At 56.4% G+C, this 12,672-nt stretch carries 12 protein-coding genes; 2 read left to right on the top strand and 10 right to left on the bottom strand.

Going from position 1 to position 12,672, the window contains the following annotated elements:
• The first annotated feature begins 10 nt into the window (after positions 1-10).
• Positions 11-1,339 (top strand): TRAP transporter large permease, encoded by a 1,329-nt coding sequence (locus tag MIH19_RS18805; RefSeq protein ID WP_249006308.1) that lies wholly within the window; start codon positions 11-13, stop codon positions 1,337-1,339.
• A gap of 44 nt (positions 1,340-1,383) precedes the next feature.
• A complete protein-coding gene (locus MIH19_RS18800) occupies positions 1,384-1,878 on the top strand; it encodes a universal stress protein (protein ID WP_249006307.1) in 495 nt (164 codons plus the stop codon).
• 92 nt (positions 1,879-1,970) lie between these two features.
• Here the strand turns inward: MIH19_RS18800 and paaZ are convergent, their stop codons facing one another.
• The 10 genes from paaZ to paaH all read right to left on the bottom strand — a co-directional run bounded on the left by paaZ (position 1,971) and on the right by paaH (position 12,672).
• Positions 1,971-4,028 (bottom strand): phenylacetic acid degradation bifunctional protein PaaZ, encoded by a 2,058-nt coding sequence (gene paaZ / locus MIH19_RS18795; protein ID WP_249006306.1) that lies wholly within the window; start codon positions 4,026-4,028, stop codon positions 1,971-1,973.
• Between the two features lie 17 nt (positions 4,029-4,045).
• Positions 4,046-5,125: a 1,2-phenylacetyl-CoA epoxidase subunit PaaE gene (gene paaE / locus MIH19_RS18790; RefSeq protein WP_249006305.1), complete on the bottom strand. Its 1,080-nt coding sequence runs from the start codon at positions 5,123-5,125 to the stop codon at positions 4,046-4,048.
• A 12-nt stretch (positions 5,126-5,137) separates the two neighbouring features.
• Positions 5,138-5,659 (bottom strand): 1,2-phenylacetyl-CoA epoxidase subunit PaaD, encoded by a 522-nt coding sequence (gene paaD, locus MIH19_RS18785; RefSeq protein WP_283164121.1) that lies wholly within the window; start codon positions 5,657-5,659, stop codon positions 5,138-5,140.
• A gap of 63 nt (positions 5,660-5,722) precedes the next feature.
• Positions 5,723-6,487: a 1,2-phenylacetyl-CoA epoxidase subunit PaaC gene (gene paaC, locus MIH19_RS18780; RefSeq protein WP_249006304.1), complete on the bottom strand. Its 765-nt coding sequence runs from the start codon at positions 6,485-6,487 to the stop codon at positions 5,723-5,725.
• A 10-nt stretch (positions 6,488-6,497) separates the two neighbouring features.
• Positions 6,498-6,779 carry a 1,2-phenylacetyl-CoA epoxidase subunit PaaB gene (gene paaB, locus MIH19_RS18775; RefSeq protein ID WP_014872580.1) on the bottom strand — a complete coding sequence of 94 codons (282 nt, stop codon included), beginning with the start codon at positions 6,777-6,779 and terminating at the stop codon, positions 6,498-6,500.
• 26 nt (positions 6,780-6,805) lie between these two features.
• Positions 6,806-7,795: a 1,2-phenylacetyl-CoA epoxidase subunit PaaA gene (gene paaA, locus MIH19_RS18770; RefSeq protein WP_249006303.1), complete on the bottom strand. Its 990-nt coding sequence runs from the start codon at positions 7,793-7,795 to the stop codon at positions 6,806-6,808.
• 257 nt (positions 7,796-8,052) lie between these two features.
• Positions 8,053-9,360 (bottom strand): phenylacetate--CoA ligase PaaK, encoded by a 1,308-nt coding sequence (paaK, locus tag MIH19_RS18765; protein ID WP_249009055.1) that lies wholly within the window; start codon positions 9,358-9,360, stop codon positions 8,053-8,055.
• A gap of 92 nt (positions 9,361-9,452) precedes the next feature.
• Entirely contained in the window at positions 9,453-10,700 is a 1,248-nt protein-coding gene (pcaF, locus tag MIH19_RS18760; protein ID WP_283164070.1) for a 3-oxoadipyl-CoA thiolase, read from the bottom strand.
• A complete protein-coding gene (gene paaI / locus MIH19_RS18755; RefSeq protein WP_249006302.1) occupies positions 10,697-11,155 on the bottom strand; it encodes a hydroxyphenylacetyl-CoA thioesterase PaaI in 459 nt (152 codons plus the stop codon). The genes pcaF and paaI overlap by 4 nt, the downstream gene beginning before the upstream one ends.
• The gene (gene paaH / locus MIH19_RS18750; protein WP_249006301.1) at positions 11,152-12,672 is read right to left on the bottom strand and encodes a 3-hydroxyacyl-CoA dehydrogenase PaaH; all 1,521 of its coding nucleotides are present in this window, start codon (positions 12,670-12,672) and stop codon (positions 11,152-11,154) included. The genes paaI and paaH overlap by 4 nt, the downstream gene beginning before the upstream one ends.

Genomic DNA, 12,672 nt, shown 5'->3' with positions numbered 1-12,672 from the left:
GGAAAATTCTATGACCGTCGTGCTGACCGGCTTTGCAGTTCTCCTTTTCATGATCTTGGTTCTGAGGGTGCCGATAGCCTTTGCCATGGGTCTGGTCGGTTTCTTTGGTTTCGCCTTTCTGATGGGGCTGGACCTGAACAACTTCATGGATTTCCGCTGGCGGGGCGCCCTGTCGATGGCGTCGAACCGGGTGATCGATACGGTCCAGAATTATGGCCTGTCGGTAATTCCGTTGTTCGTGCTGATGGGTAACCTGGTGACCCGTTCGGGCCTGGCCCAGGAGCTTTACCATGTTTCCAATGCCTTTCTTGGTCATCGCAAGGGCGGATTGTCAATGGCAACGGTAGTAGCCTGTGGTGGTTTCTCGGCGATCTGTGGCTCCAGTCTGGCAACCTCTGCGACCATGGGCAAGGTGGCCATGCCACCGATGCGCAAATACGGTTATGCCGACTCTTTGGCCACCGCCTCTATCGCTGCTGGCGGCACTCTGGGCATCCTGATTCCGCCGAGCGTGATTCTGATCATTTACGGTCTGCTGACCGAGTCCTCTATCCGTGAACTGTTCGCCGCCGGTTTTATTCCGGGCATCCTCGGCATTCTAATGTATATGGGCGCGGTCCGTTATGTGGTTTGGCGTGATCCCAGCGCTGGCCCCGCGGGTGAGAAAGCCGAATGGCCGGAACGTTTGCGCGCGCTGAAAGGAGTTTGGGGTGTATTGCTGTTGTTCACCGTCGTCATGGGCGGTATCTATCTGGGTGTCTTCACGCCGACGGAAGCGGCGGGCATCGGTGCCGGTGGCGCTTTTCTGATTGCCCTCGCCCGGCGCAGCCTCACTTTGTCGACACTCTTCGAAACACTGGCGGATACAGCGCGTACTTCTGCGATGCTGTTTGCCGTGGTGATCGGGGCGCTGATTTTCTCGGACTTTATTAACCGGGCCGGGCTGCCGGGCATGTTGCTGGAGTTCGTGACTGCGCTGGATGTGGCCCCGATTGTCGTGATTTTGGCAATTTTGGGTATCTACATTGTGCTTGGGATGGTGTTTGAAAGCCTGTCGATGATCCTGTTGACAGTGCCGGTATTCTATCCGCTTGTGGCGAGTATGGGCTTCGATCTGGTGTGGTTCGGCATAGTTGTCGTTGTCGTGACTGAGATCAGTCTGATCACGCCGCCCGTGGGTATGAACGTTTTTGTGCTCAGCGCAGTATTGAAAGATGTCAAAACGGGCACTATCTTCAAAGGCGTTACGCCATTCTGGTGCGCCGATATTGTGCGTTTGATGATGATTGTTTTTATTGCCCAAATTGCACTATTTTTGCCCGAGCTGCTGTACCGCTAGGCGGTTCAGCTTTACCTGTCCCCAGTGGGTAGAGGAAAACACAAATGTTTTACGATGTTAAAAAGATTTTATACGTTTCAGATCTTGATAAGGGATCGCGCCCGGCATTCCGTGCAGCGGTCAGTTTGTGTGGCCACTACCCCGAGGCTGAGATCACCTATCTGTATGTGATCGAGTCGCTGTCGGGAACGGCGCGCAGTGTGCTGAGTAACATGATGGAGAAAGAAGAACTCGACGACATGCTGCACAAGGGTGTTGAGGCGTTGAGCCATAAGATCCGCGCGCGTATTGAGCGCTTCTGCGCGGAAGAGCTGGAAGAGCACGAAGTGTTAAGTCTGAAAAACATTCAGGCGCGCATCGAGGAAGGTACGCCCTGGCGTAAAATCCTTGAAGTTGGCGATGAGATGAACGTTGATGTGATCGTTATGGGAGCCCGCAAGCACAGCTCGGTAGGGCAAGCGCTGATGGGGTCTACCGCGACTAAAACACTGACCCACTCCAAGCGTCCGGTTCTTATTGTGCCGCTGGGCGTTGCCTGAGGGCCATCATAAGCGTCGAATTTGGCGGAACGCCAGATACAAAGAAACCGCCAGAACCGAACGCCGCTGGCGGTTTTTTTATGGCCGGATACTTACTCCGGCTTTTTGGCGCTGTTTTTGGCCACTAAAGTCAGAATATCGTAGCTCGCAACCAGTACGTTTTCCTGATTGGTGACCTGAACATCCCACACCACCACGCCTTGCGGATGGCCATCGGGTGACGTGCGGCCCTGATCAATCTTGCGTTTGCAGGTCAGGCGGGCGCGAATGGTATCGCCCGGTGCTACCGGTTCGATAAAGCGCAGGGTGTCGAGACCGTAGTTCGCCAATACCGGGCCTTCGCCTGGATACACGAACAGGCCTGCGGCAGCAGATAGCACAAAATAGCCGTGTGCAATGCGCTTGCCGAACTGGCTTTCGCGGGCGGCGATTTCATCGAAGTGCATATAGAAATGGTCGCCGGACAAACAGCCAAAGTTCACCAGATCTGCTTCGGTGACGGTACGGCGGTGTGTTAGCAGCGATTCACAAATCTGCAGGTCTTCGAAATGACGGCGGAACGGATGCACGTCGTTTTCAATCAGTTTGGCGCCGCGAACGTATTCGCCGGTGACAGCAGCCAGCATGGTAGGCGAGCCTTGAATAGCCGTGCGCTGCAGGTAGTGATGTACCGCGCGAATGCCACCGAGTTCTTCACCACCACCCGCTCGGCCCGGGCCGCCATGTTTCAGCATGGGCAGGGGAGAGCCGTGACCGGTGGACTCTTTTGCCGCTTCCGCATCCAGCAGGTGCAGGCGACCGTGATAGGCAGCCAGCGCTGGTGCCAGTTTGGCAATGATCGCAGGATCACGGGTGGTGACGGTGGTCACCAGTGAGCCGCGGCCTTTGGCAACCAGTTCCACCATGTCGTCCAGGGTGTGGTAAGGAATAATGGTGACAACCGGGCCGAAGGCTTCGATGTCGTGAGCACCACAACCGTTTTCCGGGTTACGGCACAGCAGCAGATGCGGTTCTATGAACGCGCCTTTGTCTGTGCCCTCGCCGGTGGGCTTGAAACTGCCGTCTCCGCCCATCACCAGTTCGCTGGTTTTTAGCAGTTCCTGGATGTTGGCTTTCACGTCTTCCAGTTGGTCAATAGACGCCAAAGCACCCATGCGTACGCCTTCAACGGAAGGGTCGCCAACGGTAATCTTCGACAGCCGTTCTTTAAGTTTGTCGCACACGGCTTGCACTTGGTTTTGTGGAACCATAACCCGGCGGATCGCGGTGCACTTTTGACCGGCTTTAGCGGTCATTTCACGGCTGATTTCACGCACAAACAGATCGAATTCTTCGTGTTCCGGGGTAACGTCCGGGGCTAGAACCGCGCTGTTCAGCGAGTCAGCCTCGGCGTTGAACGGTATCGAGCGCTGGACAATATTTGGGTGGTTACGCAGCATGCGCGCGGTTTTTGCTGAGCCAGTAAAAGAGACGACGTCCTGCTCTTGCAGATGCTCGAACAGGTCGCCGGTGCTGCCAATAATGAGCTGCAGACTGCCCTCAGGCAAAGCACCGGATGCGTGCATCAGGCGCACGGCCAGTTCGGTGACGTAGCAGGTGGAGGTGGCCGGTTTAACAATGGAGGGCATGCCCGCCAGAAAGGTTGGCGCAAACTTTTCCAGCATGCCCCACACCGGGAAGTTGTAAGCGTCGATGTGCAGCGCAACACCCCCACGTGGCACCAGAATATGGGTGCCGGCAAAGTGGTTGTTCTTGCCCAACTGCGTTACCGGGCCTTCGTGTACCACATTGCCAGACGGCAGTTCGCGGCGGCCCATACTGGCGTAGGAAAACATGGTGCCGAAGCCGCCGTCGATGTCGATGCCGTTATCCGCTTTGCTGGAACCGGTGTGCATAGACAGCGCGTACAGTTCTTTCTTGTGCTCCTGCAGATACATCGCCATGGTTTTAAGCGCCAGTGCGCGCTCTTGAAAATCCATGGCCAGCAAGTTTTTGCCACCGACTTTGCGGCCGTATTCGGCGGCTTTTTTGAAGTCTAGAGTGTCGCCATGCGTGTGCGCCACAATCTCGCCGTTGATGGCGCTGGGCAGGGCTTTGGCCCGCCGCTCGCCAATCCATTCACCGGCAATAAAGCTTTTAAGAACTGACATTTAGTAAAACTCCAAAATCACATTTCGTCGTAGTCAAGAACGACCTTGTCGCTGACGGGGTAGCACTGGCAGGACAACACATAGCCTGCCGCCACTTCGTAGTCTTCCAGAGCGAAGTTCTGATCCATCTCGACTTCGCCTTCGATGACCTTGGCTCGGCACGTGGAGCACACGCCCGCTTTGCAGGAGTAGGGCAAGTCGGCGCCTTCGGCGTTGCCTGCCTCCAGAATGCTCTTGGTGTCACGCACCAGATTAAAGGTCAGGGAACGACCGTCCGCTTTTACCGTAACCACGCTGACGGCTTGCAGGTCGACTTTGGTTTCCGCACGATCTTTGCGTGCCTTGGGCACGCCACCAACAGGCGTAAAGAGTTCAAAATGAACGTTCGATTTGTTCATGCCATGACGCGTCAGTGAATCGCGCACGGTTTCGGTCATCATCTGGGGGCCGCAGAGGAAAGCAGCGGTCAGGTTCTTGGCGTCAATCCAGTGGTCAAACAATCGGTCGCACTTGTCTGAGTCAATGCGACCGTTGTACAGGTCTATGTCCTGTTCTTCGCGGGTGAAAATGTACACCAGATTGAAGCGGGTCATGTATTCGTTTTTAAGATCTTGCAGCAGGTCGCGGAACATGGTGCTGCTGGTGCCCTTGTTACCGTAAAACAGAGTGAACTGACTCTTGGGCTCGGTTTCCAGGGTGGTCTTTATGATGGACAGGATGGGCGTAATGCCACTGCCGGCTGCAACCGCCAGGTAATTCCCGTCACGTTCCGGATCCAGCTCAACGGAGAAATGGCCCTGGGGCGGCATAACGTCCAGAACAGATCCGGGCTTTAGCAGGTCGTTAGCAAAACTGGAAAATACGCCACCGGGTACACGTTTGATGGCAATACGCAGTTCTTGATCATTCACACTGGAACAAATGGAGTAGGTGCGGCGCACTTCTTCGCCGTCAACTGTGGTACGCACCACCAGGTGCTGGCCCTGCTTGTACTTGAATTTTTCTGCCACATCGGTGGGCAGATCAAAGCACAGGGATACGGCGTTTCTTGTTTCCGGCCTGACCTCTTTGAGGGCCAGTGAGTAGAATTTATTCATGGCGTATCGGCTCTATATGCATTTGAAATAGTCGAAGGGTTCAAGGCAGTCGCGGCAGCGGTAAAGTGCCTTGCAGGCAGTAGAACCGAATTCGCTGACTCGTTCGGTGTGCTTACTGTCACAAAACGGGCAGGTGATGATTTCATCGGCGCCCAGCAGGCTCATTTTGCTGGCACTGCCCTGGGGCGGTGCTATGCCATATACCCGGAGTTTTTCCCGGCCTACGTCGGTTATCCAGTCTGTGCTCCAGGCCGGGGTCAGCACGCGATTAATTTTCGGGTCGCGAACGCCAACGGTGCGCAGGGCTTCGGCAATCAGTTCTTCAATCAGCTCGGTGGCGGGGCAACCTGAGTAGGTGGGCGTGACATCAATACTCAGATGTTTGCCGTCCCAACTCAGCCTCCGCACGATGCCTAGCTCTAACACGCTGACGGCAGGCACTTCCGGATCTTTGACGTTATCCAGCAGCGCCCAGATTGCGTCTTCCGTCAGCAGTTCGGGGTGGGCGTTGGCCGGCACCCGGTCGCTGGCAATCAGTAGGTCTACAGACGATGGTTCACGTTCATTCACCGGATGAGCTCCCTTTCATAAACAGACTTACCAAGTAGTCGCATCCGGGTAGGCGCGAGGCAGAAACTGCATCTCGGCCAGGATGATTCCCAGGTGTTCGGTGTGAACGCCGCTTTTACCGCCCATGTACATCCAGGCGTCTTCCGCACCGGTTTTCAGGGTGGCTTGGGCCGCCACCTCACGCACCATGCCGAACCAGTCTTGCTTCAGTTTCTCTGGATCCGGGCCAATGCCGGCCTTAAACATGGCATGATCGGTATCGTCCGGCGTTACCAGTTCGCCGGTGAAGCGCCACAGCAGATCAAACGCTTCCTGAATGCGGCGGTGGCTTTCTTCGGTACCGTCGCCCATGCGTTTGACCCACTCTGACGAGCGGCGCAAGTGATAGGTGGCTTCTTTGACGGCCTTCGCGGCGATGTTGGCAATGCGCTCATCGCTGGCATTTACCAGACTTTTCAGAGTGAAGTAGTGCCATACGTCGAAGAAAAACTGGCGCGCCATAGTGACTGCGTAGTCTTCATTCGGCTGCTCGACCAATAGCAGGTTGCGATAGTCCAGAGCGTCCCGCAGGAAGCACAACTTGTCTGCATCACGGCCGTCGTCAATCAGTTCGGCGGCGTATTCGTACCAGTTGCGCGCCTGGCCGACCAGGTCTAGCCCGACGTTCATTATGGCCATTTCTTCTTCTATGGCCGGCGCTTTGCCACACAGTTCGCAAAGGCGCTGGCTTAGAATCATGTCGGAATCCGCCAGGCGGAGCAGGTAATCCTGTAGAGCTTTTTGTTCAGTCATGGGTCGCTCCTCACATGTGCCCGACTTCGTCTGGCAGTTTGTAGAAAGACGCGTGCCGATACACTTTGTCTTCTGCCGGATCGAACAGGACTTCTTTCTCGTCTGAAGCAGAGGCCGTGATGGTGTCAGAAGGAACCACCCAGATGCTCACGCCTTCGCTGCGACGGGTGTACAGGTCACGGGCGTTTTCCATGGCCATTTCATTGTCAGCAGCGTGCACGCTGCCCACATGTTTGTGGTTAAGGCCATGCTTGCTGCGCACGAAAACTTCGTAAAGGCGCCATTCAGACATAAGTGCTCTCCTATTCGCGCGCCTATTTAAGCGGCGGCGCGTTGTTTTTGTTTTGCGGCGTAGGCCACGGCGGATTCGCGTACCCAGGCGCCTTCGTCTATCGCTTTGCGGCGAGTAGAAATGCGTTCACGGTTACACGGGCCATCGCCTTTGAGCACGTCGTAGAATTCTTTCCAGTCAATGGTGCCGAAGTCGTAGTGACCGGATTCTTCGTTCCACTTAAGGTCTGGATCGGGTGCGGTGCAGCCGAGGAATTCCAGCTGTGGAATGGTTTGGTCAATAAACATCTGGCGCAGTTCGTCGTTACTCTTGCGCTTGATTTTCCAAACCATGGACTGCTGCGAGTTGGGGGATTCGTCGTCGTGCGGGCCAAACATCATCAACGCCGGCCACCACAGGCGATTGATGGAATCCTGCACCATGTCTTTCTGGGCCGGAGTGCCTTCACGCATCATGTCCAGCAGAATCTGGAAGCCCTGACGCTGGTGGAAGCTCTCTTCTTTACAGACTCGCACCATCGCACGGGAATAGGGGCCGTAGGATGTGCGCTGCAGAACCACCTGGTTAACGATGGCTGCGCCATCTACAAGCCAACCCACGGCGCCCATATCGGCCCAGTTCAGGGTTGGGTAGTTGAATATGCTCGAGTACTTGGCTTTGCCATCGTGCAGCTTCTGAATTTCTTCATCGCGATCAGCACCCAGGGTTTCCATGGCGCTGTAAAGGTACAGGCCGTGGCCTGCTTCGTCCTGAATTTTGGCCATCAATTGAAGCTTGCGCTTTAGCGTGGGCGCGCGGGTAACCCAGTTGCCTTCCGGTAGCATGCCGACAATTTCTGAGTGGGCGTGCTGGGAAATCTGGCGAATCAGGGTTTTCCGGTAGCCGTCTGGCATCCAGTTTTTGGCTTCGATTTTGGTTTCGGCGTCTATTTTGTCCTGAAAGTCCCGCTCTTCGGGGGACATCTCTTCACGGGTTTTGAGGCGCTTGGTACCGGTGTCAACGAGCTGTGCGTACATAACTCTCTCCGAATCTGTCTTGTTGGTCTGTTGTAGTTGGACAGCAATGCTCCGCGACGAATCACGGGCTATGCATTTATACTATATGATACTGGATAAATTTCAAGCTAGATTATTCTGTATCATGTTAGGGCGTTAAGGTTCTAAGTATCTGAATCTGTTAGCTAAAGTGTCAGACGATACGTTGTGACTTTTAGATCATTATTTAAACAATAAAATTTAAATGACGAGTGCGATGCATCGCTGAAACGTCCGTGTCAGTCTTTGCGCCGGTCGAATACGCGTTTTGCTTTGCCTTCCGAGCGGTTGATGCTTCCTGCATCCTGCACGTCTATCTTGGTGCTGATACCAATATACGATTTGATGTGATGCGCCAGTTCTTTGGCTGTGTGTTCTTTGACGTTCTCGCCTTCTGCGCCAACTTTCAGTTCTACCCGAACATCCACGCAGTCCAGGTTGCCTTTTTTGTACACCTCGATTTCGTAATGAGGCGACAGAGCGCGGCATTTCAATACCTGCTCTTCAATCTGGCTGGGGAATACGTTAACCCCGCGAATAATCAGCATGTCGTCGCTGCGGCCGGTGATTTTATCGATGCGGCGCATGGGGCGCGCCGTGCCAGGTAACAAGCGGGTAAGATCGCGGGTGCGGTAGCGCAGTACCGGCATGGCCACTTTGGTGAGCGAGGTGAATACCAGTTCGCCGTATTCGCCGTCTGGCAACACGTCGCCGGTTTCCGGGTTAACAATTTCCGGGTAGAAGTGGTCTTCCCAAATGGTGGGGCCGTCTTTGGTTTCCAGGCATTCCATACCCACGCCTGGCCCCATCACTTCAGACAGGCCGTAGATATCCAACGCTTGAATGCCCAGGCGGTCCTCCAGCTCTGTGCGCATTTCGTTAGTCCAGGGTTCGGCACCGAAAATGCCCAATCGCAATGGCAGCTTTTTGGGGTCAATGCCCTGGCGGTCAATTTCGTCGGCAATGTTCAGCATATAAGAAGGCGTGACCATGATGATGTCAGGTTCAAAGTCTTTGATCAGCTGAACTTGTTTCTCGGTTTGCCCGCCCGACATGGGAATAACCGTGCAGCCCAGGCGCTCGGCGCCGTAGTGGGCGCCAAGGCCGCCTGTGAACAGGCCGTAGCCGTAGGCAATATGGATTTTGTCGCCGGCATGGCCGCCACCGGCGCGAATGGAGCGTGCCACTATGTCGGCCCAGGTTTCAATGTCGCTTTGGGTGTAGCCCACAACGGTCGGTTTGCCGGTGGTGCCGCTGGATGCATGTACCCGGACGACTTTTTTCATGGGCACAGCAAACATCTTGAACGGATAGTTATTCCGCAGGTCTTCTTTTCCGGTGAACGGAATCCTGACGATGTCTTCCAAACGGTTGATGTCCATCGGCTTCAGGCCAATGGCGTCAAACGCATTGCGGTAATGAGGCACGTTAGTGTAAGCGTGCCAGACGCTCCATCGCAGACGCTGCAGCTGTTCGTGGCGAAGTTCGTCCACGCTGGCGGTTTCCATCCGGTCCAGTTTTCCGACTTTTTGCATGGGTAGGTCCATCATCTTTTCCTGCGTTGTTCTTGTTGCCCCGGTTTGCTACCGGATTAGCTTCAGTTTTTGTGCCCGGCACGCGCGTTTGCGCGTCGAATACATCAGTCGGCGTGGTCTACGCGTTCAATAACGATGGCAATGCCCTGGCCCACACCGATGCACATAGTGCACAGAGCGTAGCGGGCTTTCTGGCCCTGCCGGTGGCGGAGTTCCAGCTCATTCATCGCGGTGGTAACAAGGCGTGCGCCGCTCATACCCAGCGGGTGGCCCAGGGCAATGGCGCCGCCGTTAGGGTTAACGTGTTCGGCGTCGTCTGGCAGTCCTAAATCGCGCAGTACTGCGAGAGCCTGGGCGGCAAAGGCTTCGTTCAGCTCAATCACGTCTATATCGGCCAATTCCAGGCCTGCGATTTTCAGCACCTTGCGGGTGGCGGGCGCCGGTCCCATGCCCATAATGCGCGGCTCAACGCCGGCGGTGGCCATAGCTATAACGCGGGCGCGGGGTTTTAGATTGTATTTCTTCAGGGCATTGCCGCTGGCGAGCAGCAAGGCGCAGGCGCCATCGTTTACGCCAGAGGCGTTACCGGCCGTCACGCTGCCGCCTTCGCGGAACGGCGTGGCCAGGCTGGCGAGTTTTTCCAACGTGGTTGCGCGCGGGTGTTCATCGGTATCCACCACCAGTGGGTCTTGCTTGCGGCGGGGAATGCTGACCGGCACGATTTCACAACTAAAACGCCCTGCTTTTTGAGCCGCAGCGGTGCGCTGCTGGCTGCGCAGAGCGAAGGCATCCTGGTCTGCCCGTGAAATCTTGAAGTCGGCGGCCACGTTCTCGGCGGTTTCTGGCATTGAGTCAACGCCGTACTGTTTTTTCAACAGAGGATTCACAAAGCGCCAGCCGATGGTGGTATCGAATATTTCGGCTGCACGGCTGAATGCAGAGTCGGCTTTGCCCATCACAAACGGTGCGCGCGACATGGATTCCACCCCGCCAGCCAGCATCAGCTGGGCTTCGCCAGTGCGCAGGGCGCGGGCGGCACTGCCGATAGCATCCATGCCTGATCCGCACAGGCGGTTAATGGTGGTGCCCGGTACGTCTACCGGCAAACCTGCCAGCAGCAGCGCCATGCGCGCCACATCGCGGTTGTCTTCACCGGCCTGGTTGGCGCAGCCATAAAGCACGTCGTCTATGGCGGCCCAATCCAGGTTCGGATAGCGGTCTTTCAGAGCTTTGATGGGTATGGCGCCCAGGTCGTCGGCGCGCACGGCAGACAGAGCACCACCGTAGCGGCCCACCGGTGTGCGAACAGCGTCAACAATGTAGGCGTCTTGCAGGGGTTTGTTATAGCTCATTGATTATTCTCCGACTGGATGACTTCGCCGCGCACCTGGTAGGACTTGCCGCGAAACAGGGCCACCACATGGCCGTCCTGATTGGTGATGGTTATGTCGTACACGCCGGTACGATTGCCGCGTGATTGCTCAACCGCGCTGGCGGTCAAAAGGTCACCCTCGCGGGCGCCGAGCATGTAATCGATAGAGCAGCCAGACGCCACGGTCGCTTTATTGTAGCTGTTGCAGGCAAACGCAAAGGCCGAGTCCGCCAGAGTGAACAGGTAGCCGCCATGGCAGGAGCCGTGGCCCTGAATCATGATGCTGCTCACGGGCATTGTAACGGTGGCTTTGCCGGGGGAAACCTGGGTGATTTCCATACCCAGATTGCGACTGGCTTCGTCCCGCTGGTACATGGCGTCAGCACAGTTTTGTGCCAGCTGCTGCGGGGTTTGTGTGTTCGGTTGGTTGCTCATGCATAGAACCCCTTTTCGGCGAAACGATTTTGCCGCAGCAGCAAGGCAGGCCGGTAGCGCTCTTCGCCGTAGCTCTGCTGGATGTGTGTCAGTACGGTATGCACCAGGCTGAACCCAAGGTTGTCACTCCAGCGCAAAGGACCTTCCGGGTAGTTCAGGCCGGCTTTCATGGCAAGGTCTATATCGCCAATAGACGCCACTCCGTGCAGAGCCGCATCTGCGGCCTCATTTGTCAGAGTAGCAACGGTGCGCATAACAACCAGGCCTGGCCGGTCGGCAATCTGGCTGACTGCCAAGCTGGCCTTTTGCAACAGGGCGCAGGCATCGGTTCTGGCTTGCTCAGACGCCTGCGCAGCAACCGCGATGGCAAGGCGAGTGGTGTTGGCGTAATCAAACGCCAGGTCGAGCAGTACCAGATTATTGCAGGCTTCGTTCGCCGCTCGTTCGGTGGCCATACGGCCATCGGTCAATGCCAGCACGGCATCGCCAAATCGCAGGCGGCCGGGACCATCGCGTTCGATGATGTTCAAGCCGCTGGCAGCCAGCCGTTTTACCAACGGTGCCAGCGGGCCGGGGTCGCCTTCGACAACCAAGGTATCGGCAGCGGAGTTGGCTTTTTCGGCGGTGGCGGGCAGGGGTTTTTGCGCGCTCTCGGCGTAGTTGTAAAAGCCCTGGCCGGTCTTGCGGCCTAAACGGCCGGCGTCAACCAGATCTTTCTGTACCAGCGAAGGTAAAAAGCGGGTGTCCTGATAATAGGAGTTGAACACCGAGGAGGTCACTGCGTAATTTACGTCGTGCCCGATCAGGTCTGTCAGCTCGAACGCGCCCATCCGAAAACCGCCGGCCTCGCGCATGATGGCGTCCAGGGTGGCGCTGTCTGTTGTCTGTTCTTGCAGCAGTCGCAGGCTTTCTGCGTAAAACGGCCGTGCGACTCTGTTCACAATAAAGCCGGGGGTAGAGGTTGCGGTTACGGGTTTCTTGCCCCATTGGGCCGCCGTAGCGTAAACGCGTTGGGCAACGTCATCGCTGGTGGCCAGGCCTTTGACCACTTCCACCAGTGCCATCAAAGGCGCCGGATTAAAAAAGTGCATGCCCACCAGGCGCGAGGGGTGCTTCATTTTTGCGCCCAGTGCCGTTACCGAGATGGACGACGTATTGGTGGCCAGAATGGTGTCGTCGCCGCAGACGAGCTCAAGGCTGGTCAGTAAGCTGCGCTTGATATCCAGGTCTTCAATGATGGCTTCGATGACGAGGCCGGCGCTGGAAAGATCGTCGAGCTCGTTAACCGGCGTAATGCGGTTGATGAGGGCGTCCAGCGCGGACTGCTCCATCTTTCCGTTATCTACCCGACGCTGCAGTTGCTTAACGATGCTCTGACGGCCTGCTTCGGCGGCCCCTTCGCGCTGGTCAAGTAAAAACACTTGATGACCCGCTTGCGCGGCGACCTGAGCAATACCGGAGCCCATGGCACCGGCGCCGATAACGGCAACAGGGGTGTCTATGGCGAGTGGCTGCAT

The organism is Marinobacter sp. M1C (genome assembly GCF_023314135.1).
Classification (GTDB): domain Bacteria; phylum Pseudomonadota; class Gammaproteobacteria; order Pseudomonadales; family Oleiphilaceae; genus Marinobacter.
This window is presented reverse-complemented; position numbering and strand designations above follow the sequence as displayed.